This is a genomic window from Pseudomonas sp. LAMO17WK12:I1 (assembly GCF_900177315.1).
GTDB classification, from domain to species: Bacteria; Pseudomonadota; Gammaproteobacteria; order Pseudomonadales; family Pseudomonadaceae; genus Aquipseudomonas; species Aquipseudomonas marginalis.
Map to the genome: position 1 here is coordinate 26,732 of NZ_FWZV01000011.1, position 23,119 is coordinate 49,850.

Genomic DNA, 23,119 nt, shown 5'->3' on the forward strand with positions numbered 1-23,119 from the left:
CTGGAATCACTTCTGGCCGGAAATCAACGATGTCCTATCGAAACCGTTCGGCACTGCCAGCATTGTGCCTGTCACTGCTGTTTACCAGTGCCTTTTCTGTGCAGGCTGAAGACGCACCGGCACCGGCTGCCGAAAAACCCGTCGAACGCCAACCCCTGCCCGAGCGTAGCCAGGAAGAGGCCAGCGCCCTGGAACGCAAAATCCCGCAGCAAGAGCAGCAACAGTTGCAGGCCGGCAGTGATTCATTCCTTGCCCTGTGGAAACCGGCCAACAGCGCCGAACCCGAAGGCGTGGTGATTATCGTACCGGGCGCCGGCGAAAATGCTGACTGGCCGCAAGCAATCGGCCCGTTGCGACGTAAATTGCCGGATGCCAATTGGGGCAGCCTCAGCCTGTCGTTACCGGACGTGAGCATGGACACCCTGCCACCGCGTGTCATGGAAGCACCCAACGCCACCGTCGACACCAGCAGTAAAGACGCGAGCACCGCCGACAAGCCGATCGAGCAAGCCGCCAGCGCCGAGGCGGAAGGCACCGACCCGGCGGTGGTCCCGGGTGCCGACGAACAGGACAAGACCGACGCCTCGCGCATCTTCGCGCGCATCGATGCCGCCGTGGCTTTTGCCCAGACCCAGAGCGCACGCACGGTGGTGCTGGTGGGCCATGGCACTGGCGCCTGGTGGGCGGCGCGTTACCTGACTGAAAAACAACCCTCCCAGGTGCACAAGCTCGTGATGGTTGCCGCCCAGACGCCTGCCGGGCGTCATCCGGATGTGCAGCAACTGGCGCCGGCGCTGAAGCTGCCGACGGCCGACGTCTTCTATCAAGACAACGCTCAAGCACGCAACAACGCCCTGGCGCGCGCCCAGGCCGCGAAGCGCTTGAAGAATGACGGCTATAAGCAGGTGTCATTGAAGACCCTGCCCGGCAACAGCGCCGCCGAGCAGGAACAGTTGTATCGCCGGGTTCGCGGCTGGTTGAGCCCGCAGGCCAGCGCCGACTGAGGATCAGCACAGAACCAATGTGGTTATCCGTGAAAGACTGGCCTCTAACGAAAATCCCGGCGCTCGCGAATCAATGAATAGGCATTGTGCAATTCACGGGTGCGCTCGGTGGCCTCACGCACTTGCGCGGGGCTGGCGCCACTGCCGGCCACCTTGTCCGGGTGGTGACGGCTCAGCAGGCGGCGATAGGCACGCTTGATGACCGACGGCTCGGTGGTAGCTGTCACGCCGAGCAAGCGCAACGCTTCCTGGTAGGTCGTGCCACGATTGACCAGCGGCTTGCGCTCAGGTGTGTAGTCGGCCGCCAACGCCTGGAGCTGTTGCGGTGTCCAGCCCAACCACTTCCCCCACAGGTCGATCAAGTCGCGCTCGGCGGCATCCGCCTTGCCGTCCGCCCAGACCATCCGCCAGCACGCCCGCAACACCCCTTCCGCCGCATGGGGCTGGGCCTTGAGCACACGCAGGTAGCGGCGTACCCGGTCGGAACCGGATTTGCCGCGGTTGAACGCCGCAATCGCGCGGCGCTGGGCCGACTCGGTCATGTCCAGTGAGCGCATTTCCTGCCGCGCCTGCTGGATATGCCCGTCTACCACACGCCCGTTGCTTTTGGCCAGGCGCCCGAGCAACACAAACAATAACTCGTCATTGCGTAACGCCGGACGCCCGCCCAAGCGCTCGCGCAACTGTGCCCAACTGTGCAGTTGCAGGCGGCGATCCAGCGCCTGCCCCAACAGCGCACCCAACAAGGCCCCCGGAATACTGGCAATGGCAAAGCCAGCCCCGGCGCCGATCAGCGTCCCTGGCCACAACATGCTACTGCCCCGCTGTCAGCAGGGTTTCGACGTGCGCCAGGCGCTCCAGCGTGCCGACATCAATCCAGCGTCCCGCCATGTGTTCCCCCGTTACCAAACCTTTCGCCATGGCCGCACGCAGCAGCGGCGCCAGCTTGAAGGCACCGGCGCTGCAACCCTCGAACAGCCGGGGGTCGAGCACTGAAATGCCACTGAAGGTCAGGTTATCGGCACCGGGCGCCGCATCATGAAGCAAGCCCTGATCAAGGTAGAAATCACCGCCCGAGGGGTGATGTGCCGGGTTGTCGACCATCACCAGATGAGCCAGGCCCTTAAGCGGCTGCTTGAGTCGGGTGAAGTCGTAGTCGGTCCAGATATCGCCGTTGACCACCAGGAACGGCTCATCCCCCAGCAGCGGCAGCGCCTGGAAAATCCCGCCGCCGGTTTCCAGCGGTTCGCCCTCCGGGGAATAGCGGATACGCAAGCCGAACTGCGCGCCATCCCCCAGGTAGCGCTCGATCTGCTGGCCGAGCCAGGCATGGTTGATCACCACATCGGTAAATCCGGCCTTGGCCAGCGCCTCCAGGTGGTACTCGATCAGGCGCTTGCCGCCGGCCTGCACCAGCGGCTTGGGCGTGTGCAAGGTGAGCGGACGCATCCGCTCGCCTTTGCCGGCGGCCAGGATCATGGCCTTCATACGCCGGCCTCTGCGGGCTGCCGCAGGCTGGTCAGTAACTCAGCCAGTTCGCTCAACTCCGGACGATCGGCCAGCACCGCCTCTATATAAGCAAAGAAGCGCGGTACGTCGGCCAGGTAGCGTGGCTTACCGTCGCGATGGCAGATGCGTGCAAAGATACCGATGACCTTGAGGTGGCGCTGCACGCCCATCAGGTCGCTGGCGCGCAGGAAGTCTTCGAAATCCGGCTGTACCGGAATGCCGGCCTGGCCCGCACGTTCCCAGTAGTCGCGCTGCCATTCCCGCACACGGGCCTGGGGCCAGCTGAGAAAGGCGTCCTTGAACAGGCAGGTAATGTCGTAGGTGACCGGACCATACACCGCGTCCTGAAAATCCAGCACGCCAGGGTTAGGCTCGCTGATCATCAGGTTGCGTGGCATATAGTCGCGGTGCACCAGCACTTTGGGTTGCGCCAGGGCGCTGTCGATCAAGTGATCGCTGACACGCTGCCAAAGTGCCTGCTGCCGGGTATCCAGCTCGAGACCCAAGTGTCGGCGCACGTACCATTCGGGAAACAATTCGAGTTCACGGCGCAGCAAGGCGACGTCATAGCTGGGCAGTGGTGCGTCCATCGGCAACTGCTGATAAGCCAGCAAGGCGTCAATGGCATCGGCAAACAATTGATCGGCGTTTTCGTCGTTTATCACGTCCAGGTAGGTTTTTCTGCCCAGGTCATTGAGCAAAAGAAAGCCTCGCGGCAAGTCTTGTGCATAAATTTTTGGAACATTTATTCCCGACGTCGACAACAAATAAGCGATATCGACGAAAGGCTTGCAGTTTTCCTGAGGGGGCGGCGCGTCCATTACCACGAAAGTCCGACCGCCGCCTTCCCAACGGAAATAGCGCCTGAAACTCGCGTCGCTGCTGGCCGCGGTCAATGTGGCCGGGGGTACGGCACCCCAGCCTTGAGCGTTGAAAAGGATCGGCAACTGCTCATCCAGCCAGACTTCCAGCTGCTGTAAACGTAGATCTTGCTCGGGCATTACAAGGGTCTCCGACGGCGCTAGCCGTCAAGCGGGTCATGCTTTATTATCACGCATCTTTTTCAGACCATCGAGAGGCGTGCGGCCCAAACCGCGGGCAGATGGCACGCAGGAAGCCCGGACTAATAAGATGGCATTGAAATCCCCCGCGTTTCGTAGAAAATTTCCGTTGCTGGTAACCGGCAGTCTGCTGGTCATGCAACCCTTCGCCACCTCATTCGTGGTCGCCGCGGAACAGTATGACTGCTCAGTCTCTGCTTCGGGTGCCTGGGACTGCGCGCCGAAGACCGCCGCCGCCCCATTGCCACCGCGCCCGGTGCATGACGGCGCAGCCGTCAGCTCGGCCAACAGCACGGCGCAGGCCGACGCTGGCGGCAGTGCCGAAGCCGAGCCGAAGACCGCACTGGTCACCGAGTCCAAGGGCCGTGGCCTGCGTTCGCGCAGCGCCGACTACAGCCACTTGGACTGGGTGCCTCGCGAAAAGTTGACCGCAGCCCAGCTGGCGGAAACCGGTCCTTACTGCGGCGGTGCGTACATCGAGCCAACTCGTCCTGGCATGAACGACAAGACGAACAAGAGCGATGCGCCCACCTTCATCGGTGCCAAGGCCTCTCGTTACGAGCAGGAACAACAAGTCGCAACCCTGGCCGGTGACGTCGTCATGCGCCAGGGCAGCATGCAGCTGGAGTCGGAAGAAGCCAGCCTGTACCAGGCCGAGAACCGGGGCGAGCTGAACGGTAACGTGCGACTGCGCGACAACGGTGCATTGATCGTCGGCGACCACGCCCAGGTTCAACTGGATACCGGCGCTGCGCAGATCGACAACGCCGAATACGTGCTGCACAAGTCGCGTATCCGCGGTAACGCGCTGTACGCCAAGCGCGCCGAAAACGCGATCATCCGCCTCAAGGACGGTACCTACACCACCTGCGAGCCGGACAGCAACGCCTGGCAGCTCAGGGGCAACAACATCACGTTGAACCCGGCCACCGGTTTCGGTACTGCCACCAACGCGACGCTGCGGATCAAGAACATTCCGATCCTGTACACCCCTTACATCTACTTCCCGATCGACGACCGTCGTCAGTCCGGCTTCCTGCCACCGAGCTTCAGCACCGGCAGCGAAACCGGCTTTACCCTGGTCACGCCGTACTACTTCAACCTGGCACCAAACTACGATGCCACGTTGTACCCGCAATACATGACCAAGCGCGGCATGATGATGGAAGGCGAATTCCGCTACCTCACCAAGTCCAGCGAAGGCCAGTTCGGCGGCGCGTACCTGAACGACGACAACGACGAACGCAAGAAGCAGACCGACTACGAAAAAACCCGCTACATGCTCAATTGGCAGCACAAGGGCGGGCTGGATTCGCGTGTACTGACCCAGGTCGACTACACCACGATCAGTGACCCTTACTACTTCCAGGACCTCAAGTCCTACCAGGAAGGTGTCGAGAGCCGCGACTACGTCAACCAGCAGGGCTCCGTGGCTTATCGCGGTGACACCTTCCAGGCACGCCTGAACCTGCAGGCTTACCAACTGGCGACGATCTCCCAGGTCACGCCGTATAACCGCCTGCCGCAGATCACCTTCAACGGTACCCTGCCTTATCATCCGGGTGGCTTGAACTTCAGCTATGAGACCGAAGCCGTACGCTTTGATCGTGACCTGGAAAACGGCAATTTCAGCAATGAGAACGGGGACATCGAGCGCCGCCTCGACACTTATGTCCGCGGTCTTACCCGTGCCAATGGCACGCGCCTGAACGTAGCGCCGGCTGTCGAGTACCCGATGAACTGGACCTACGGCTTTGTAACGCCGAAGCTCAAGTACGTGTACACCAAGTACGATCTGGACCTGGATAACATCGGCAAGAACCAGATCATTGCTGATCAGAATGCGGCAACCGCAGCCAACCCGTACGCGGGCGGCACCTTCAAGAGCTCCCAGGACCGTGCGGTTCCGGTGGCCAGCGTCGACAGCGGCCTGTACTTCGATCGCAACACCAACTGGTTCGGCAAGGATTATCGCCAGACCCTCGAGCCGCGTGCGTTCTACCTGTACGTGCCGAACAAGGACCAGGCCGATATCCCGGTCTTCGACACCAGCGAATACTCGTTCAGCTACGCGTCACTGTTCCGCGACAACCGCTTCAGCGGCTCCGACCGTATCGGCGACGAGAACAAGCTGTCCCTGGGCTTGACCAGCCGGTGGATCGAAGAGAACGGTTTCGAGCGTCAACGCGTATCCGTGGGACAGGCTGTGTACTTCAAGGATCGTGAAGTACAACTGCCTGGCATCCTGGCGGCCGACCGTGCCGATGCACAGTCCGACGTATCGCCCGTTGCCCTGGACTACGAGTTCCGCTTCAACCGCGACTGGCGCGCCACTGCCGACTACAACTGGGATACCGAGGAGCACAGCCCTCGTTCCGGTAGCGCGATGCTTCACTACCAGCCGGAAGACAACCCGAACAAGATCATCAACGTCGGTTATCGCTATCGTAACGACCAGGTCGTCTACAACCAGTTGACCGGCAAATGGCAGTTCGGTGGCGACTACGGTCAACCAGGCGATCCGAACTACGTGAAGGATTACTACAAAATCCAACAACACGACTTCTCGATGATGTGGCCGATCATTCCCCAGTGGAACCTGATCACCCGCTGGCAGTATGACTACGCTCGCAACCGTACCCTGGAAGCCTTCGGTGGTTTCGAGTACGACAACTGCTGCTGGAAACTGCGCGTCATCAACCGTTACTGGGTTTCCAACGACGAATACAGCCAGATCGCCCCGCTTAACGAAAAGGGTGACCACGGGCTCTTCCTGCAGATCGTCCTCAAAGGACTCGGCGGCCTGACCGGCGCCAAGGTAGAGAGCTTCCTCGACAAAGGCATTGAAGGTTATCGTGAACGTGAAGACCAAGCTTTCTGATTGTCTGCGCCCGCTAGTGCTGGGCGCGCTGTTCCTGGGCACCGTATCGGCTCACGCTGCGGTTCAGCAACTGGATAAAGTCGTGGCCATCGTCGATAACGACGTGATCATGCAAAGCCAACTGGACCAGCGCGTCAAGGAAGTGCAGCAAACCATCGCCAAGCGTGGCGGCGGCGTGCCACCGACCAGCGTGCTGGACCAGCAGGTACTGGAACGCCTGATCGTCGAAAACCTGCAACTGCAGATCGGCGAGCGTTCCGGCATCCGCATTTCGGACGAAGAACTGAACCAGGCGGTCGGCACCATCGCTCAGCGCAACAACATGAGCATTGATCAATTCCGCGCGGCCCTGGCCCACGACGGTCTTTCGTATGAAGACGCCCGTGACCAGATCCGCCGCGAAATGATCATCAGCCGTGTGCGCCAGCGTCGCGTTGCCGAGCGGGTCCAGGTATCCGAGCAGGAAGTGAAGAACTTCCTGGCCTCGGACCTGGGCAAGATGCAGCTTTCCGAAGAACTGCACCTGGCCAATATCCTGATCCCGACCCCGGACAGTGCCAACTCCGAGCAGCTGAATGCGGCAGCGGCGAAAACCCAGGCTATCTATGATCGCCTGAAAGCCGGCGCTGACTTTGCCCAGATGGCCATTGCCCAGTCCGGCAGCGACAACGCCCTTGAAGGTGGTGATATGGGCTGGCGTAAAGCGGCTCAACTGCCACCTCCGTTCGACCGTGAACTGAGTGCCATGGAAGTGGGTGGCATCACCCAGCCAGCCCGCACCCCAGGCGGCTTCATCATCCTGAAGTTGCTGGAACGTCGCGGTGGCGAGACCTCGCTGAAAGACGAAGTGCATGTTCGTCATATCCTGGTCAAACCAAGCGAAATCCGCACCGAGGCCCAAACCAAGGAACTGGCCCAGAAGATCTATGACCGCATCGAAAGCGGTGAAGACTTCGCCACCCTGGCCAAGAGCTTCTCGGAAGACCCGGGTTCCGCCCTCAACGGTGGCGACCTGAACTGGATCGACCCGAAAGCCCTGGTGCCTGAGTTCCAGCAGGTAATGGCCGATACTCCGCAAGGCGTACTGTCCAAGCCGTTCAAGACCCAATATGGCTGGCATGTACTGGAAGTCCTTGGTCGTCGCGCCACCGACAACACCAGCCAGGCCCGCGAGCAGCAGGCGCTGAACGTACTGCGTAACCGCAAATACGACGAAGAGCTGCAGACCTGGCTGCGTCAGATCCGTGACGAAGCCTACGTGGAAAACAAGCTGCCAGGCGCCGAGCAAACAGGCACCGACCAGGCAGCTCCGTGAAACCCCAGCGTTTCGCCGTGACACCCGGCGAGCCGGCCGGCATTGGTCCAGACCTGTGCCTGCTGCTCGCCTCGCACCCCCAGCCGCACCCCCTGATTGCCATTACCAGCCGCGACCTGCTCCTTGAGCGGGCCGCGCAGCTGGGTGTGGTCGTCAATCTGCTGGACGTGGGACCGGGCAACTGGCCCGACCTGCCGGCGCCCGCCGGCAGCTTGTATGTGTGGAACACCCCGCTGCAAGCCAAGGTCGTTGCCGGGCAACTCAACAAGGCCAACGCGGCGTTCGTCCTGGAAACCCTGACCCGCGCGGGGCAAGGCTGCATCGACGGCGACTTCGCCGGCATGATCACCGCGCCGGTCCACAAGGGCGTGATCAACGAATCGGGCATTGCGTTTTCCGGCCACACCGAGTTCCTGGCCGAGCTGACCAACACCGCTCAAGTCGTCATGATGCTGGCCACACGCGGCCTGCGGGTCGCCCTGGTGACCACGCACCTGCCATTGCGCGACATTGCCGACGCCATCACCGCCGAGCGTGTGGAGCGCGTTACGCGCATCCTGCATGCCGACCTGCAACAAAAATTCGGCATCGCCCAACCGCGCATCCTGGTCTGCGGGCTCAACCCCCACGCCGGCGAAGGCGGACACTTGGGCCATGAAGAAATCGACATCATTGAACCAACCCTGGAGCGTCTGCGCCAAGAAGGCATGGACCTGCGTGGCCCACTGCCAGCAGACACTCTGTTTACCCCCAAATATCTGGAGCACTGCGACGCAGTGCTGGCGATGTACCATGACCAGGGGCTGCCCGTGCTGAAATACAAAGGCTTCGGCGCCGCAGTCAACGTGACACTGGGCCTGCCGATCATCCGCACCTCCGTCGACCATGGCACCGCCCTGGACCTGGCAGGCAGCGGCAAGATCGATACCGGCAGCCTGCACGTGGCCCTGGAAACCGCCTATCAGATGGCCGAGACCCGTATATGACCGAGCATTACCAACACCGGGCGCGCAAGCGCTTCGGGCAAAACTTCCTGCACGACGCCGGCGTGATCGACCGTATCCTGCGCTCCATCCATGCCAAGCCAGAAGACCGCCTGCTGGAAATCGGCCCGGGCCAGGGCGCGTTGACCCAAGGCTTGCTCGCCAGTGGCGGCCAACTGGACGTGGTGGAACTGGACAAGGACCTGATCCCGATCCTCAACCAGCAGTTCGCCGACAAGCCCAACTTCAACCTGCATCAGGGCGATGCACTGAAGTTCGATTTCAATACCCTCAACGCCGCGCCTAATAGCCTGCGTGTGGTGGGTAACCTGCCGTACAACATCTCCACACCGCTGATTTTCCACCTGCTGAACAACGCCGGGATCATCCGCGACATGCACTTCATGCTGCAAAAAGAAGTGGTGGAACGCCTGGCTGCCGGCCCTGGTGGTGGTGATTGGGGCCGATTGTCGATCATGGTTCAGTACCACTGCCGCGTCGAACACCTGTTCAATGTCGGCCCGGGCGCATTCAACCCGCCGCCGAAGGTCGATTCGGCCATCGTGCGCCTGGTGCCTCACGCCGTGCTGCCACACCCGGCCAAGGATCACAAATTGCTGGAACGCGTGGTGCGTGAAGCGTTCAACCAGCGCCGCAAGACACTGCGCAACACACTCAAGGCCCTGCTGAGCAACGCCGAGATCGAAGCAGCCGGCGTCGACGGCAGCCTGCGCCCCGAGCAACTGGACCTCGCCGCGTTCGTGCGCCTGGCCGACCAACTTGCCATCCAGCCTGCGCCAGTCGCCGACTGAAACCCCCAGGCATGGCCAGACACATGTCTGGCCTAGTGCCCACCTCTTGGCCTAGACTGATCCGCATCTGCTGTCCTCCGCTTTTGCTTTTAAGGCCTCTTGCATGTCCGATCCTCGCTACCAGATCGACGTCAGCGTCGTCACCCGCTTCCTCGCGGACCAATCGCAACCTGAACAGAACCGCTTCGCCTTTGCCTACACCATCACGGTGAAAAACAACGGGCAGGTGCCGGCCAAGCTGCTGTCACGCCACTGGGTGATCACCGACGGTGACGGTCAGGTCGAGGAAGTTCGCGGCGCAGGCGTTGTCGGCCAACAACCGTTGATCGACATTGGCGCCAGCCACACTTACAGCAGCGGCACGGTAATGACCTCCAAGGTCGGCACCATGCAAGGCTCGTATCAGATGAAAGCCACTGATGGCAAACTGTTCGACGCCATCATCAAGCCTTTCCGCCTCGCCGTACCAGGCGCCCTGCACTGATGGCAACGTACGCGGTCGGCGACCTGCAAGGCTGTCTGGAGCCTCTCAAGTGCCTGCTTGAACGGGTGGCCTTCGACCCGGCGAACGATCGCCTGTGGCTGGTAGGCGACCTGGTCAATCGCGGCCCCGAGTCCCTGGAAACGCTACGTTACCTGTATAGCCTGCGGGATTCCCTGGTGTGCGTACTGGGCAACCATGACCTGCACCTGCTGGCGGCCGGCAATAACATCGAGCGCCTGAAAAAGGGCGATACCCTGCGGGAAATCCTCGAGGCGCCAGATCGTGCACAACTGCTTGACTGGCTGCGTCGACAAAAGATCATGCATTACGACGAAAGCCGCAATATGGCCTTGGTCCATGCCGGTATCCCGCCGCAGTGGACGCTGAAAAAAGCCCTCAAGTGCGCCGCCGAAGTCGAAAACGCCCTGGCCGATGACAGCCTGTACACCGCCTACCTCGACGGCATGTATGGCAACGAGCCAGTGAAGTGGGACAACGACCTTACCGGCGTCGCCCGCCTGCGGGTGATTACCAACTATTTCACACGCATGCGCTTCTGCACCGCCGAGGGCAAGCTGGACCTCAAGAGCAAGGAAGGCGTCGACACGGCACTGCCCGGCTACAAACCATGGTTTGCCCACAAGGAACGCAAGACCCGCGACACCAGGATAATCTTTGGTCACTGGGCAGCCCTTGAAGGCAAGTGCGACGAACCGGGCGTATTCGCCCTCGACACCGGCTGCGTATGGGGCGGCGCCATGACCCTGATGAACATCGACACCGGCGAGCGTCACGGCTGCCAGTGCCCACCCACTCTTCCCGTTACCCTGCCGGCTGCAGCCAGGCCATAGGAGCCCACCATGAGCGAATTCAAACGTATCCCTCCCGAACAAGCCCAGGCCCTGCGCGAGCAAGGTGCAGTGGTGGTCGATATCCGTGACCAGCCTACTTACGCCGCCGCCCATATCTCTGGCGCCCAGCACCTGGACAACGTCAACATCGCCGATTTCATCCGTACCGCCGACCTTGATGCACCGCTGATCGTGGCCTGCTACCACGGCAATTCCAGCCAGAGCGCAGCCGCCTACCTGGTCAGCCAGGGCTTCTCCGACGTCTACAGCCTGGATGGTGGCTTTGAGCTGTGGCGTACGACGTATCCTGCAGAAATTGCCTCCGGCGATTCGCAATAATTTTTTTCACACCCCGCTACCCCGCGTGACGCTTGGGCTCGCGCCGTTTCTGACGAACGGCGTAGTCAAACTAATTGCGCATCGCGCCTTGCCCTCTCAGATTCCGAACTATCCTTAAGCGCAGGCCATCCGAATCAGGGGAGAGCCGGTACACCGGCGTACGGGTCATCGGTAGCGTTTCAGGGTGTTCTGGGGGGAAAACAGCCATTGGCGTTCGTCAATGACTGCCAGCATCGACTGATAGATCCGGCGTCGGCTCCACGTATCGAGCGAGGTGACGACGTCATGAGTATTTTCAGCCACTTCCAACAACGCTTCGCGTCCACACAGCAGGAAGAACTCACGCTGCAAGAGTATCTCGAGCTGTGCAAGCAGGACCGCAGCACCTACGCATCTGCCGCCGAACGCCTGTTATTGGCGATCGGCGAGCCGGAGCTGGTGGAAACCGCCAACAATTCGCGCCTGTCGCGAATATTTTCCAACAAGGTGATCCGCCGCTATCCGGCCTTTGAAGACTTCCATGGGATGGAAGAATGCATCGACCAGATCGTCTCCTACTTCCGCCATGCCGCCCAAGGCCTGGAAGAGAAGAAACAGATCCTCTACCTGCTCGGCCCCGTTGGCGGTGGTAAATCGTCCCTGGCCGAAAAACTCAAGCAACTGATCGAAAAGGTGCCCTTCTACGCCATCAAGGGCTCACCGGTCTTCGAGTCGCCCCTGGGCCTGTTCAACGCCACGGAAGATGGCGCGATCCTCGAAGAAGACTTCGGCATCCCACGACGCTACCTCAACACCATCATGTCGCCCTGGGCCACCAAGCGCCTGGCCGAGTTTGGCGGCGATATCAGCCAGTTCCGCGTGGTGAAACTCTACCCGTCGATCCTCAACCAGATCGGCGTGGCCAAGACCGAACCGGGCGACGAGAACAACCAGGACATTTCGGCGCTGGTGGGCAAGGTCGATATCCGCAAGCTGGAAGAATTCCCGCAGAACGACGCCGACGCCTACAGCTACTCGGGCGCACTGTGCCGGGCCAACCAGGGCCTGATGGAATTCGTGGAAATGTTCAAGGCGCCGATCAAGGTGCTGCACCCACTGCTCACCGCCACCCAGGAAGGCAACTACAACAGTACCGAAGGCCTGGGCGCGATTCCGTTCACCGGGATCCTGCTGGCCCACTCCAACGAATCGGAATGGCACACCTTCCGCAACAACAAGAACAATGAAGCCTTCATCGACCGGATCTACATCGTCAAGGTGCCGTACTGCCTGCGGGTCAGCGATGAAATCAAGATCTACGACAAGCTGCTGTTCAACAGCTCGCTGGCCAAGGCCCATTGCGCACCCGACACCCTGAAGATGCTCGCCCAGTTCACCGTGCTGTCGCGCCTCAAGGAGCCGGAAAACTCGAATATCTATTCGAAGATGCGCGTCTACGACGGCGAGAACCTCAAGGACACCGATCCCAAGGCCAAGTCGATCCAGGAATATCGCGACACAGCGGGCGTGGATGAAGGCATGAACGGCCTGTCGACGCGCTTTGCGTTCAAGATCCTGTCCAAGGTCTTCAACTTCGACCCCCATGAGATCGCGGCCAACCCGGTGCACCTGCTGTATGTGCTGGAGCAGCAGATCGAACAGGAACAATTCCAGGCCGAAACCCGCGAACGCTACCTGCGCTTCCTCAAGGAATACCTCGCGCCGCGCTACATCGAGTTTATCGGCAAGGAAATCCAGACCGCGTACCTGGAGTCCTACAGCGAGTACGGCCAGAACATCTTCGACCGCTACGTGCTGTATGCGGACTTCTGGATCCAGGACCAGGAATACCGCGACCCGGAAACCGGCGAAATCCTCAACCGCGTAGCCCTCAACGAAGAATTGGAGAAGATCGAAAAACCCGCCGGCATCAGCAATCCGAAGGATTTCCGCAACGAAATCGTCAACTTCGTACTGCGTGCCCGCGCCAACAACAACGGCAAGAACCCTACCTGGCTCAGCTACGAGAAGCTGCGGGTGGTCATCGAGAAGAAAATGTTCTCCAACACCGAGGATCTGCTGCCGGTCATCAGCTTCAATGCCAAGGCCAGCAAGGAGGACCAGCAAAAACACAACGACTTCGTCACACGAATGGTCGAGCGCGGCTACACCGACAAACAGGTACGACTGCTCTCCGAGTGGTACCTGCGGGTGCGCAAATCGCAGTAAGGCAGCGATGGGCGTCCACTGCCAGGTCATGGACCTGGCAGTTGACCGCTTGTCTCTAAGCTTCCAGCTCGCCGCTTGAAGCTTGTAACGTGAAGCTGCCCGGAGGGCTCCTCATGAGCTATGTGATCGACCGACGCCTTAATGGCAAGAACAAGAGCACGGTAAACCGCCAGCGTTTCCTGCGGCGTTACCGTGACCACATCAAAAAGGCCGTTGAAGAGGCCGTCAGCCGCCGTTCCATTACAGACATGGAGCATGGCGAACAAATCAGCATTCCCGGACGCGACATCGACGAACCGGTGCTGCACCACGGCCGGGGCGGCAAGCAGACTGTCGTGCACCCCGGCAATAAAGAGTTCACCACCGGCGAGCATATCCAGCGCCCGCAGGGCGGTGGCGGCGGTAAAGGCCCGGGCAAGGCCGGCAACTCCGGCGAAGGCATGGACGAGTTCGTGTTCCAGATCACCCAGGAAGAATTCCTCGAGTTCATGTTCGAAGACCTGGAACTGCCCAACCTGGTCAAACGTAACCTGACCGGCACCGATACCTTCAAGACCGTACGCGCCGGGATCAGCAACGAAGGCAACCCCTCTCGAATCAACATCATCCGCACGCTGCGCTCGGCCCATGCGCGGCGTATCGCCCTGTCGGGCAGCAGCCGCGCCAAATTGAGGGCGGCGAAGGAAGAGTTGGCGCGTTTAAAGCGCGAAGAGCCGGACAACTTCGGCGATATCCAGGAAATCGAGGTGGAAATAGAGAAACTCAGCGCGCGCATCCACCGCGTACCGTTCCTCGATACCTTTGACCTCAAGTACAACCTGCTGGTCAAGCAGCCCAACCCCAGCTCAAAAGCCGTGATGTTTTGCCTGATGGACGTGTCAGGCTCGATGACCCAGGCGACCAAGGACATCGCCAAGCGTTTCTTTATCCTGCTGTACCTGTTTCTGAAGCGGAACTACGACAAGATCGACGTGGTGTTCATCCGCCATCACACCAGCGCACGGGAAGTGGATGAGGAGGAGTTCTTCTACTCGAGGGAAACCGGCGGCACCATCGTGTCCAGCGCCTTGAAGCTGATGCAGGAGATCATGGCCGAGCGCTACCCGGCCAACGAGTGGAATATCTACGCGGCCCAGGCCTCCGACGGCGACAACTGGAACGACGATTCGCCGATCTGCCGCGACATCCTGATCAACCACATCATGCCGTTTGTGCAGTACTACACTTACGTCGAAATCACCCCCCGTGAGCACCAGGCACTGTGGTTCGAATACGAGCGCATCGGCGAAGCCTTTGCCGACACGTTCGCACAACAGCAACTGGTCTCGGCCGGCGATATCTATCCGGTCTTCCGTGAACTCTTCCAGCGCAGGTTAGTGACATGACCGCCAAAAAAGAGACTAAGCGCCAACCCATTTCCACCGGCTCCGAGTGGACCTTTGAACTGATCCAGGCCTATGACCGGGAAATCAGCCGCATCGCGGCGGGTTATGCCCTGGACACCTACCCCAACCAGATCGAAGTGATCACGGCCGAACAGATGATGGATGCCTACGCCTCCGTCGGTATGCCCCTGGGTTACCACCACTGGTCATACGGCAAACACTTCCTCAGTACCGAAAAGTCGTACACCCGGGGCCAGATGGGCCTGGCCTACGAGATCGTGATCAACTCCGACCCGTGCATCGCCTACCTGATGGAAGAAAACACCATCTGCATGCAGGCGCTGGTGGTGGCCCATGCCTGCTATGGGCACAACAGTTTCTTCAAGGGCAACTACCTGTTCCGCACCTGGACCGACGCCAGCTCGATCATCGATTACCTGGTGTTCGCCAAGCAGTACATCATGCAGTGCGAGGAGCGCCACGGTATCGACGCCGTGGAGGACTTGCTCGACTCCTGCCATGCCCTGATGAACTATGGCGTCGACCGCTACAAGCGCCCATACCCTATTTCTGCCGAGGAAGAGCGCCTGCGCCAGAAGGAGCGCGAGGAGCACCTGCAGAAGCAGATCAACGACCTGTGGCGCACCATTCCCAAACGCGCCGGCAAGAACAGCGACAAGGACAACGCGCGGTTCCCCGCCGAACCCCAGGAAAACATCCTGTATTTCCTGGAAAAGCACGCACCGCTGCTGGAGCCGTGGCAACGGGAAATCGTGCGTATCGTACGCAAGATCGCCCAGTACTTTTACCCACAGCGCCAGACCCAGGTGATGAACGAAGGTTGGGCGACGTTCTGGCACTACACGCTGATGAACGACCTGTACGACGAAGGCCTGGTCACCGACGGCTTCATGATGGAGTTCCTGACATCCCACACCAGCGTGGTGTTCCAACCCGGCTTCGACAGCCCGTATTACAGCGGGATCAACCCTTACGCGCTGGGTTTTGCCATGTACCGCGATATTCGGCGCATGTGCGAACACCCCACCGATGAAGACCGCCGCTGGTTCCCGGAAATCGCCGGCAGTGACTGGCTGTCGACGATCAAGTTCGCCATGAGCAGCTTCAAGGATGAGAGCTTTATCCTGCAGTACCTCTCACCCCAGGTGATCCGCGACCTCAAACTGTTCAGCATCCTGGATGATGACCTCAAGGATGACCTGGTGGTGCCGGCCATCCACGATGAACCCGGCTACCGCACCATCCGTGAAACCCTGGCGGCGCAATACAACCTGGGCAACCGTGAGCCCAACGTGCAGATCTACAGCATCGATGTGCGCGGCGACCGCTCTCTGACCCTGCGCCACCAGCAGCACGACCGCAAACCCCTGGGCGAATCCACCGAAGAAGTGCTCAAGCACCTGCATCGGCTCTGGGGCTTCGACATCCACCTGGAAACCCTGCAAGGCGACCAAGTGATGAAGACCCACCATGTGCCACCGCGCAACGATCACAACGACAACGACTACGGCCGCCTGGACCTGGCCGTCGTTCATCTCTGAAACAGCAAAGCCTCCATTGGCCAGGCACAGGCGGTATCCTGTGCCGCTAATGGAGGCTTTTTCATGAAAATCTACAAAGTCGGCGGCGCCGTGCGTGACCGCCTGCTGGGCATCAAGGTCACCGATGTCGACCGCGTGGTCGTCGGCGCGAGCACCCAAGAGATGCTCGCCAAGGGTTTCAAGCCAGTGGGTTCGGACTTCCCGGTGTTCCTGGACCCGAAAAACGGCGATGAGTACGCCCTGGCCCGCACCGAGCGCAAGAGTGGTCGGGGTTACGGTGGTTTTGTGTTTCACGCCAGCCCCGAGGTGACGCTGGAAGAAGACCTGATCCGTCGCGACCTGACCATCAACGCCATGGCCGAAGACGACGACGGTAACCTGACTGATCCGTATCACGGCCAGCGCGACCTTGAGTCCCGCATACTTCGTCACGTTTCCCCCGCATTCGCCGAAGATCCACTCAGAGTTCTCCGTGTCGCCCGTTTTGCCGCGCGCTACGCACACCTGGGTTTTACGGTAGCACCGGAGACGCTGGAGCTGATGCGTCAACTCAGCGAGTCCGGTGAATTGGAAGCCCTGACCCCAGAGCGCAGCTGGAAAGAAATCTCCAGGGCGTTGATGGAAGATCAGCCAGAGGTGTTTATCCAGGTACTTCGGGACTGTAATGCGCTGAAGATCTTGATGCCGGAAGTGGACGCACTCTTTGGCGTGCCACAACCCGAGGCCCATCACCCCGAGATCGACACGGGTGTGCACACCTTGAGCGTGCTGGAACAAGCTGCCGTGCACAAACAGCCCCTGACCGTACGCTGGGCCTGCCTGCTGCATGACCTGGGCAAGGGCCTGACGCCTGTGGATAAGTTACCGCAGCACATCGCTCATGAGCATCGAGGCTTGAAGCTGATCAAGGCCGTCAATGAGCGCTTCAAAGTGCCAAGGGATTGCCAGGAATTGGCGCTATTGGTGGGCCAGTATCACACCCACGGTCATCGCGCGCTGGAGCTGAAAGCCTCGACGCTGCTGGAGTTGCTGCAAAGTTTTGACGTATACCGCAGGCCACAGCGCTTTGAGGAGTTTGTGGTCGCCTGCGAAATGGATGCCCGGGGCCGCAAGGGGCTGGAGCGAAGAAGTTACCCACAGGCGGATTACTTACGCGGCGCGGCGAAAGCAGCGCGCGAGGTTGCAGTTGCGCCACTGCTTGAGCGGGGATTCAAGGGGCCGGAGTTGGGCGAGGCGCTCAAGCGTGAACGACTCAGAGCACTCAAAGCCTACAAGGAACTACACAAACCCTTGTAGGAGCGAGTCCGGGGTGAGTTGCTGGCCCTGCCATTCAAACCCGACAGGCGCCAGCACCTGATCAATCTGAGCATCACGCCACAACGCAGCCATCGTCTTGCCCGCTTCAGGGTGCACCCGATCCGGCGCCATCATCGACAGCGGCCACAGCACAAAGGCATTTTTCAGGATCTCCGCCCGCGGCAGGATCAAACCATCGAAGTCACCCACCAACTCGCCATACAGCAGCACGTCGATATCCAGCGGCAGGCCTTTGCGATCCGGCGCATAGCGGCCATTGTCAGCCTCGATGGATTTCAAACGACGATCCAACTCCATCAATGACAGGTCGGTATAGGCCGACACCACCAGATTGAAGAAGGGCCCGCTTTTGATGCCCACCGGCTGGCTCTCGAACACCGCCGAGCAGCGCATATCCGTCAGGAAACTCGCCAACGCGTCGAGCCCGGCGCGCAGGTGGGGCTCGCGCTCGATATTACTACCGAGGCCAAGGTAAACCTGAGTCAGCGACATCCGCGCTCAATCTCCACGCCTACACCCTTGGCAGCCGGCACTGCGCCGGGCTTGGTCAGCCTGAGGTGCAGCCAGGGAATCTGGAACTCGCTCATCAGCACTTCGGCCAGGCGTTCGGCAAAGGTCTCGACCAGCTGGTACTGGGACTGCTCGGCAAAGGCCTGGATCCGCGCGGACACGCTGGCGTAATCCAGGGCCAGGGCCAGGTCGTCGCCAGCCGCAGCCGGGCGGTTATCCCAAGCGAAGCTCAGGTCCAGGCGCAGGCATTGGCGGATCCCGCGCTCCCAGTCGTAGGCCCCGATCACGGTGTCGACTTCCAGGCCTTCGATAAACACTCTGTCCAAGCTCTTCTCCGCAGCACGACAAGGGCGCGATGCCCCGTTAGAATCAGGGCATCCTCGCCCGGAATAGTTAGCATGTTTTGGTCACTGGCGATTCTCGCCTACCTGCTCGGCTCGCTGTCCTTCGCCATTTTGCTCAGCCGCCTGACGGGAAATCCCGACCCGCGAATGAGTGGTTCAGGCAATGCCGGCGCCACCAATATGTTGCGCCTGGCCGGCAAGAAGCTCGCCGTACTGACGCTGCTGGGCGACGTATGCAAGGGCCTGTTGCCCGTACTGATCGCCAACCTCGCCGGCCTGCCCCTGCAGCAGCAGGCCTGGGTGGGCGTGTGCGCCGTCCTCGGCCATCTGTTTCCCCTGTACTTCCGTTTTCGCGGCGGTAAAGGTGTCGCCACGGCAGCCGGCATGCTGCTGGGGATCTACCCGCCGGCGGCATTGCTGGCCGTGCTCGCCTGGTTGCTGACGTTCTACCTGACCCGCACCAGCTCGCTGGCAGCTCTGATCGCCACACCGCTCACCCTGCCGTTGCTGGCCTGGCAGGAACCGGCGGCGCTGCTGCCGATGAGCGTGCTGACACTGCTGATCGTCTGGCGACACCGGGGCAATCTACGCGACCTGTTTGCCGGGCGCGAACGGCATTTTTAAATACCGCCAATGAGCCCGACTCATGTTGCACACTTACAAGGGCGGCAGCTGCTCCATCGGCCAGCGCGCCTGCACGCTGATCGCCAGGCTTTCGTGCTGCCCCGCCTGCAGGCGCTGACAACCGGCATAGGCGATCATCGCGCCGTTGTCGGTGCAGAACTCAGGGCGGGCGTAGAACACATCACCCTTCATATCACCGAGCATCTTTTCCAATGAACTGCGCAACGCCTTGTTGGCGCTGACGCCACCGGCGATCACCAGGCGCTTCATGCCGGCCTGTTTCAGGGCGCGCTTGCACTTGATGGTCAAAGTCTCCACCACGGCCTGCTGGAACGCCAGCGCGATGTCGCAACGGGCTTGCTCACTGTCGTCCCCGGCGCTGACACTGTGCTGCCAGGTATTCAATGCGGAGGTTTTCAAGCCGCTGAAGCTGAACATCAGGCCAGGGCGATCGCACATCGGGCGCGGGAAGGTGTAGCGACCGACAACGCCTTTTTCGGCAAGGCGGGCAATTTCCGGCCCACCCGGGTAATTGAGGCCCATCATCTTCGCGGTCTTGTCGAAAGCTTCGCCGGCGGCGTCGTCCAAGGACTCGCCCAACAGCGTGTATTGACCGATTCCGTCGACCTGGACCAGCTGCGTATGCCCGCCCGAAACCAACAAAGCGACGAACGGGAACTGCGGCGGGTTTTCTTCCAGCATCGGCGCCAGTAAATGGCCTTCCATATGGTGCACGCCGAGGGCCGGAATGCCCCAGGCAAAAGCCAGCGCCTGGGCACAAGAGGCGCCAACCAGAAGGGCTCCGACCAATCCGGGGCCCGCCGTATAGGCAATCGCATCGATCTCGGTCGGCACGCAACCGGCCTCGTCCAACACCTGGCGAATCAACGGCAGCATACGTTTGACGTGATCACGACTGGCCAGCTCCGGCACAACGCCGCCATAGGCCCGATGCAAGTCGATCTGACTGAACAGTGCATCGGCCAAAAGCCCGCGTTCACTGTCGTAAAGTGCGACACCGGTTTCGTCGCAGGAGGTTTCAAGTCCCAGTACTAGCATGGGTTTGCGCCTTGTAGAGGCTGAATTCGAAGGCGCGCATAATAGTCGCCACTCCCCCTCCCGACTAGCGGTTTTCGATCAGAGGCTTTGCATTCCTGCCAATGAGGGGTTAACATCCGCAACCCTTAAAAACCGACGACCTCAGCCGCGAATTTTTTGCGACGAGAACGTTGATTCCCGGTAATGAAAGAAGGTAGCTCTGGATGCCAGCCGTCAAAGTAAAAGAGAACGAACCCTTCGACGTAGCTCTGCGTCGTTTCAAGCGCTCCTGCGAAAAAGCCGGTGTTCTGGCTGAAGTTCGTAGCCGCGAATTTTATGAGAAGCCAACTTCTGAGCGTAAGCGTAAAGCAGCAGCCGCTGTTAAGCGTCACGCCAAGAAAGTTCAGCGCGAACAGCGCCGCGCCGTTCGTCTGTACTAATACACAGACGTTCGTAGCAAGCTTCTGCCAAGCCCGGCCCTCAGCCGGGCTGTTGGCATTTGCGGATATCGCTTGATGCTTCATCGTTGACGCCGCACACGCGACTGATACACCTGCTTCAAACGTCAGGACTGGCTCTTTTGCCAGCGGTGCACGTCTCTTCTGACGAGCCTAACAAGGCTACTGACGAGCACACTCATTTTATAAGCAGGCGATCAACTGTATCGGCTGTGCCCAGCGACGAGCATCCGAGGCCACGATTGGCCGGCGCCGGACTCGAGGGCAACATTTCCAGGCCGACACACTGATTGAAACTAACGTCAGTGAATGTTCGGCAGATACACTTCCTGACAGCCCAAGCAGACGATTGATGGTCAAGCCATTCGATACGTGCGCTTGAGCACTTCACGGGCACTCATTTACACGCAGTGATGACGAGAACGCCATGGCCGGGCTGATTCCCCAGAGCTTTATTGACGACCTTCTGAACCGCACCGACATTGTCGATGTTGTCAGCTCGCGCCTGCAATTGAAGAAAGCCGGCAAAAACTACACGGCCTGCTGCCCGTTCCACAAGGAAAAAACCCCGTCGTTCAGCGTCAGCCCCGACAAGCAGTTCTACTACTGCTTCGGCTGCGGCGCAGGCGGCAACGCCCTCGGCTTCCTGATGGACCACGACAACCTGGACTTCCCCCAGGCGATCGAGGACCTGGCGAAAGCCGCCGGCATGGAAGTCCCCCGCGAAGAAAGTGGCCGCCCGCATAAACCACGGCAACCCACCGACTCGCCGCTGTACCCCCTGCTGACTGCCGCTGCCGACTTCTACCGTCAAGCCCTTAAAAGCCATCCGCAGCGCAAGGCCGCCGTCGACTACCTGAAAGGGCGCGGCCTGACCGGCGAAATCGCCCGGGACTTCGGCCTCGGCTTTGCTCCACCTGGCTGGGACAACCTGTACAAACACCTGAGCAGCGATACCCTGCAGCAAAAAGCCATGATCGACGCCGGCCTCCTGGTTGAGAACGCCGAGACCGGCAAGCGCTACGACCGCTTCCGCGACCGCGTGATGTTCCCGATCCGCGACAGCCGTGGTCGCATCATCGCCTTCGGCGGCCGAGTGCTGGGGGATGACAAGCCCAAGTACCTGAACTCCCCGGAAACCCCGGTATTCCACAAGGGCCAGGAACTCTATGGCCTGTTCGAGGCGCGCAAGAACAATCGAAACCTCGATGAAATCATCGTGGTCGAAGGCTATATGGACGTGATCGCCCTGGCCCAGCAAGGTTTGCGCAACGCCGTGGCCACCCTCGGCACCGCCACCAGCGAAGAACACTTGAAGCGCCTGTTTCGCGTCGTGCCAAGCGTGCTGTTCTGCTTCGACGGCGACCAGGCCGGCCGCAACGCCGCCTGGCGCGCGCTCGAAGCCACCCTGTCGAGCCTGCAGGATGGGCGCCGCGCGCGCTTTCTGTTCCTGCCCGAAGGGGAAGACCCGGACACCCTGGTGCGCTCCGAAGGCACCGACGCATTCCGCGCCCGCATCAATCAACATGCGCAACCGTTGGCGGATTATTTCTTCCAGCAACTGACCGAAGAAGCCGACCCACGCTCCCTCGAAGGCAAGGCCCATATGGCCACCCTCGCGGCACCCTTGATCGACAAGGTTCCAGGCGCGAACCTGCGCACCCTGATGCGCCAACGCCTGCTGGAAATTACCGGGCTGAGTGGCGAGGCCGTCAGCCAGCTGGTGCACAGCGCGCCGCAGGACGCGCCGCCTGCCTACGACCCCGGCATGGATTATGACGCCATGCCGGACTATGCCGACTTCCATCAACCCCAGGAGGCGTATGCCCCCCAGCAGGAATGGACGCCGAAGAAGCCCGGTGCCGGCGGCAAGAAATGGGACAAGAAACCCTGGAGCAAAAACGGCAAGCGCGGCGATCGCGATGAAGCCTATGCCCCGCGCACACCGGTCGCCGTAGAAGCGCCCACATTGATTGCCCTGCGCACGCTTATCCACCACCCGCAATTAGCGAGCAAGGTTGAAAGCGCCGACCATTTTGCCAACGCGAGCAATACCTACGCTCAGGTGCTGATCGCACTGATCGAGGCCGTGCAGAAAAATCCTAAGCTAAACTCCATTCAGCTGATGGCTCGCTGGCATGGCACAGAACAGGGTCGTTTGTTGAAGGCGCTCGCGGAAAAGGAGTGGCTAATTGACGGCGATAACCTTGAACAACAGTTTTTAGACACCATTACTAGGTTATCCGCGGGCCAGCACACGCAGACCCTCGATGAACTCATCAAGAGAGCAAGACAGCCGGGATTATCGGCTGAAGAGCAAATTCAGATAGCAAAACAGATGCGCGACCTCTTAAAACAGAATGTTTCCGCATCAAACCCGACCTCAGCTGGCGTGTGAGGTCATAGCTCGGGTATAATCCTCGGCTTGTTTTTT

21 protein-coding genes are annotated in these 23,119 nt (G+C 60.4%); 15 read left to right on the plus strand and 6 right to left on the minus strand.

The window, feature by feature from the left end:
• Positions 1-29: 29 nt before the first annotated feature.
• Positions 30-1,004 (plus strand): alpha/beta hydrolase family protein, encoded by a 975-nt coding sequence (locus tag B9N88_RS20835; protein WP_027605905.1) that lies wholly within the window; start codon positions 30-32, stop codon positions 1,002-1,004.
• Positions 1,005-1,048: 44 nt separating this feature from the next.
• Here the strand turns inward: B9N88_RS20835 and B9N88_RS20840 are convergent, their stop codons facing one another.
• From B9N88_RS20840 to B9N88_RS20850, 3 genes are read right to left on the minus strand one after another with little or no spacing between them, the layout of a single operon-like run.
• The gene (locus B9N88_RS20840; RefSeq protein ID WP_027605906.1) at positions 1,049-1,816 is read right to left on the minus strand and encodes a TerB family tellurite resistance protein; all 768 of its coding nucleotides are present in this window, start codon (positions 1,814-1,816) and stop codon (positions 1,049-1,051) included.
• Position 1,817: 1 nt separating this feature from the next.
• Positions 1,818-2,492, minus strand: coding sequence for an N-acetylmuramate alpha-1-phosphate uridylyltransferase MurU (murU, locus tag B9N88_RS20845; protein ID WP_027605907.1), 675 nt, complete (start codon positions 2,490-2,492; stop codon positions 1,818-1,820).
• Positions 2,489-3,514: an aminoglycoside phosphotransferase family protein gene (locus B9N88_RS20850; RefSeq protein ID WP_027605908.1), complete on the minus strand. Its 1,026-nt coding sequence runs from the start codon at positions 3,512-3,514 to the stop codon at positions 2,489-2,491. Before B9N88_RS20850 ends, murU begins: the two co-directional genes overlap by 4 nt.
• A 130-nt stretch (positions 3,515-3,644) precedes the next feature.
• On the opposite strand from B9N88_RS20850, the gene B9N88_RS20855 reads away from it, so the two are divergent.
• The 11 genes from B9N88_RS20855 (at position 3,645) to B9N88_RS20905 (ending at position 17,690) form a co-directional block, all read left to right on the plus strand.
• Positions 3,645-6,455 (plus strand): LPS-assembly protein LptD, encoded by a 2,811-nt coding sequence (locus B9N88_RS20855; protein ID WP_027605909.1) that lies wholly within the window; start codon positions 3,645-3,647, stop codon positions 6,453-6,455.
• Positions 6,430-7,770 carry a peptidylprolyl isomerase gene (locus B9N88_RS20860; RefSeq protein WP_027605910.1) on the plus strand — a complete coding sequence of 447 codons (1,341 nt, stop codon included), beginning with the start codon at positions 6,430-6,432 and terminating at the stop codon, positions 7,768-7,770. The genes B9N88_RS20855 and B9N88_RS20860 overlap by 26 nt, the downstream gene beginning before the upstream one ends.
• Positions 7,767-8,756 (plus strand): 4-hydroxythreonine-4-phosphate dehydrogenase PdxA, encoded by a 990-nt coding sequence (gene pdxA, locus B9N88_RS20865; protein WP_027605911.1) that lies wholly within the window; start codon positions 7,767-7,769, stop codon positions 8,754-8,756. The genes B9N88_RS20860 and pdxA overlap by 4 nt, the downstream gene beginning before the upstream one ends.
• On the plus strand, positions 8,753-9,565 hold the full coding sequence (gene rsmA, locus B9N88_RS20870) for a 16S rRNA (adenine(1518)-N(6)/adenine(1519)-N(6))-dimethyltransferase RsmA (protein ID WP_027605912.1): 813 nt from the start codon (positions 8,753-8,755) through the stop codon (positions 9,563-9,565). Before pdxA ends, rsmA begins: the two co-directional genes overlap by 4 nt.
• 103 nt (positions 9,566-9,668) lie before the next feature.
• Positions 9,669-10,049 carry a Co2+/Mg2+ efflux protein ApaG gene (apaG, locus tag B9N88_RS20875; RefSeq protein ID WP_027605913.1) on the plus strand — a complete coding sequence of 127 codons (381 nt, stop codon included), beginning with the start codon at positions 9,669-9,671 and terminating at the stop codon, positions 10,047-10,049.
• Positions 10,049-10,900 (plus strand): symmetrical bis(5'-nucleosyl)-tetraphosphatase, encoded by an 852-nt coding sequence (locus B9N88_RS20880; RefSeq protein WP_027605914.1) that lies wholly within the window; start codon positions 10,049-10,051, stop codon positions 10,898-10,900. Before apaG ends, B9N88_RS20880 begins: the two co-directional genes overlap by 1 nt.
• 9 nt (positions 10,901-10,909) lie before the next feature.
• Entirely contained in the window at positions 10,910-11,239 is a 330-nt protein-coding gene (gene glpE, locus B9N88_RS20885) for a thiosulfate sulfurtransferase GlpE (protein ID WP_027605915.1), read from the plus strand.
• Between the two features lie 285 nt (positions 11,240-11,524).
• Positions 11,525-13,447: a PrkA family serine protein kinase gene (locus tag B9N88_RS20890; protein WP_003194732.1), complete on the plus strand. Its 1,923-nt coding sequence runs from the start codon at positions 11,525-11,527 to the stop codon at positions 13,445-13,447.
• Between the two features lie 113 nt (positions 13,448-13,560).
• Complete coding sequence (locus B9N88_RS20895; RefSeq protein WP_027605916.1) at positions 13,561-14,832, plus strand: YeaH/YhbH family protein; 1,272 nt, start codon at positions 13,561-13,563, stop codon at positions 14,830-14,832.
• Positions 14,829-16,394 (plus strand): SpoVR family protein, encoded by a 1,566-nt coding sequence (locus B9N88_RS20900; protein ID WP_027605917.1) that lies wholly within the window; start codon positions 14,829-14,831, stop codon positions 16,392-16,394. The genes B9N88_RS20895 and B9N88_RS20900 overlap by 4 nt, the downstream gene beginning before the upstream one ends.
• A gap of 63 nt (positions 16,395-16,457) precedes the next feature.
• Entirely contained in the window at positions 16,458-17,690 is a 1,233-nt protein-coding gene (locus B9N88_RS20905; protein WP_027605918.1) for a multifunctional CCA addition/repair protein, read from the plus strand.
• Here the strand turns inward: B9N88_RS20905 and folK are convergent.
• Both folK and folB read right to left on the minus strand, forming a co-directional pair.
• Positions 17,673-18,203: a 2-amino-4-hydroxy-6-hydroxymethyldihydropteridine diphosphokinase gene (gene folK / locus B9N88_RS20910; protein WP_027605919.1), complete on the minus strand. Its 531-nt coding sequence runs from the start codon at positions 18,201-18,203 to the stop codon at positions 17,673-17,675. The two genes, B9N88_RS20905 and folK, sit on opposite strands and share 18 nt — an antisense overlap.
• The gene (gene folB, locus B9N88_RS20915) at positions 18,194-18,547 is read right to left on the minus strand and encodes a dihydroneopterin aldolase (RefSeq protein ID WP_027605920.1); all 354 of its coding nucleotides are present in this window, start codon (positions 18,545-18,547) and stop codon (positions 18,194-18,196) included. The genes folK and folB overlap by 10 nt, the downstream gene beginning before the upstream one ends.
• A 72-nt stretch (positions 18,548-18,619) precedes the next feature.
• Here folB and plsY point away from each other — a divergent pair, with 72 nt between their 5' ends.
• Positions 18,620-19,189 carry a glycerol-3-phosphate 1-O-acyltransferase PlsY gene (plsY, locus tag B9N88_RS20920; protein ID WP_027605921.1) on the plus strand — a complete coding sequence of 190 codons (570 nt, stop codon included), beginning with the start codon at positions 18,620-18,622 and terminating at the stop codon, positions 19,187-19,189.
• Positions 19,190-19,222: 33 nt separating this feature from the next.
• On the opposite strand, the gene tsaD is transcribed toward plsY, so the two are convergent.
• Positions 19,223-20,248 (minus strand): tRNA (adenosine(37)-N6)-threonylcarbamoyltransferase complex transferase subunit TsaD, encoded by a 1,026-nt coding sequence (gene tsaD, locus B9N88_RS20925; RefSeq protein WP_027605922.1) that lies wholly within the window; start codon positions 20,246-20,248, stop codon positions 19,223-19,225.
• A gap of 203 nt (positions 20,249-20,451) precedes the next feature.
• Between tsaD and rpsU the strand changes: the two genes are divergently transcribed.
• Positions 20,452-20,667 (plus strand): 30S ribosomal protein S21, encoded by a 216-nt coding sequence (gene rpsU, locus B9N88_RS20930; protein WP_002551877.1) that lies wholly within the window; start codon positions 20,452-20,454, stop codon positions 20,665-20,667.
• Between the two features lie 445 nt (positions 20,668-21,112).
• Entirely contained in the window at positions 21,113-23,083 is a 1,971-nt protein-coding gene (dnaG, locus tag B9N88_RS20935; RefSeq protein ID WP_027605924.1) for a DNA primase, read from the plus strand.
• The last annotated feature ends 36 nt before the right edge of the window (positions 23,084-23,119 follow it).

What these genes read in the sequence shown, in the direction of transcription:
- B9N88_RS20835 (WP_027605905.1), top strand. Translation starts at nt 30, where the DNA reads ATGTCCTATCGAAACCGTTCGGCACTGCCAGCATTGTGCCTGTCACTG.
- B9N88_RS20840 (WP_027605906.1), bottom strand. Translation starts at nt 1,816, where the DNA reads ATGTTGTGGCCAGGGACGCTGATCGGCGCCGGGGCTGGCTTTGCCATT.
- murU (WP_027605907.1), bottom strand. Translation starts at nt 2,492, where the DNA reads ATGAAGGCCATGATCCTGGCCGCCGGCAAAGGCGAGCGGATGCGTCCG.
- B9N88_RS20850 (WP_027605908.1), bottom strand. Translation starts at nt 3,514, where the DNA reads ATGCCCGAGCAAGATCTACGTTTACAGCAGCTGGAAGTCTGGCTGGAT.
- B9N88_RS20855 (WP_027605909.1), top strand. Translation starts at nt 3,645, where the DNA reads ATGGCATTGAAATCCCCCGCGTTTCGTAGAAAATTTCCGTTGCTGGTA.
- rsmA (WP_027605912.1), top strand. Translation starts at nt 8,753, where the DNA reads ATGACCGAGCATTACCAACACCGGGCGCGCAAGCGCTTCGGGCAAAAC.
- apaG (WP_027605913.1), top strand. Translation starts at nt 9,669, where the DNA reads ATGTCCGATCCTCGCTACCAGATCGACGTCAGCGTCGTCACCCGCTTC.
- B9N88_RS20880 (WP_027605914.1), top strand. Translation starts at nt 10,049, where the DNA reads ATGGCAACGTACGCGGTCGGCGACCTGCAAGGCTGTCTGGAGCCTCTC.
- glpE (WP_027605915.1), top strand. Translation starts at nt 10,910, where the DNA reads ATGAGCGAATTCAAACGTATCCCTCCCGAACAAGCCCAGGCCCTGCGC.
- B9N88_RS20890 (WP_003194732.1), top strand. Translation starts at nt 11,525, where the DNA reads ATGAGTATTTTCAGCCACTTCCAACAACGCTTCGCGTCCACACAGCAG.
- B9N88_RS20895 (WP_027605916.1), top strand. Translation starts at nt 13,561, where the DNA reads ATGAGCTATGTGATCGACCGACGCCTTAATGGCAAGAACAAGAGCACG.
- B9N88_RS20900 (WP_027605917.1), top strand. Translation starts at nt 14,829, where the DNA reads ATGACCGCCAAAAAAGAGACTAAGCGCCAACCCATTTCCACCGGCTCC.
- B9N88_RS20905 (WP_027605918.1), top strand. Translation starts at nt 16,458, where the DNA reads ATGAAAATCTACAAAGTCGGCGGCGCCGTGCGTGACCGCCTGCTGGGC.
- folK (WP_027605919.1), bottom strand. Translation starts at nt 18,203, where the DNA reads ATGTCGCTGACTCAGGTTTACCTTGGCCTCGGTAGTAATATCGAGCGC.
- plsY (WP_027605921.1), top strand. Translation starts at nt 18,620, where the DNA reads ATGTTTTGGTCACTGGCGATTCTCGCCTACCTGCTCGGCTCGCTGTCC.
- tsaD (WP_027605922.1), bottom strand. Translation starts at nt 20,248, where the DNA reads ATGCTAGTACTGGGACTTGAAACCTCCTGCGACGAAACCGGTGTCGCA.
- rpsU (WP_002551877.1), top strand. Translation starts at nt 20,452, where the DNA reads ATGCCAGCCGTCAAAGTAAAAGAGAACGAACCCTTCGACGTAGCTCTG.
- dnaG (WP_027605924.1), top strand. Translation starts at nt 21,113, where the DNA reads ATGGCCGGGCTGATTCCCCAGAGCTTTATTGACGACCTTCTGAACCGC.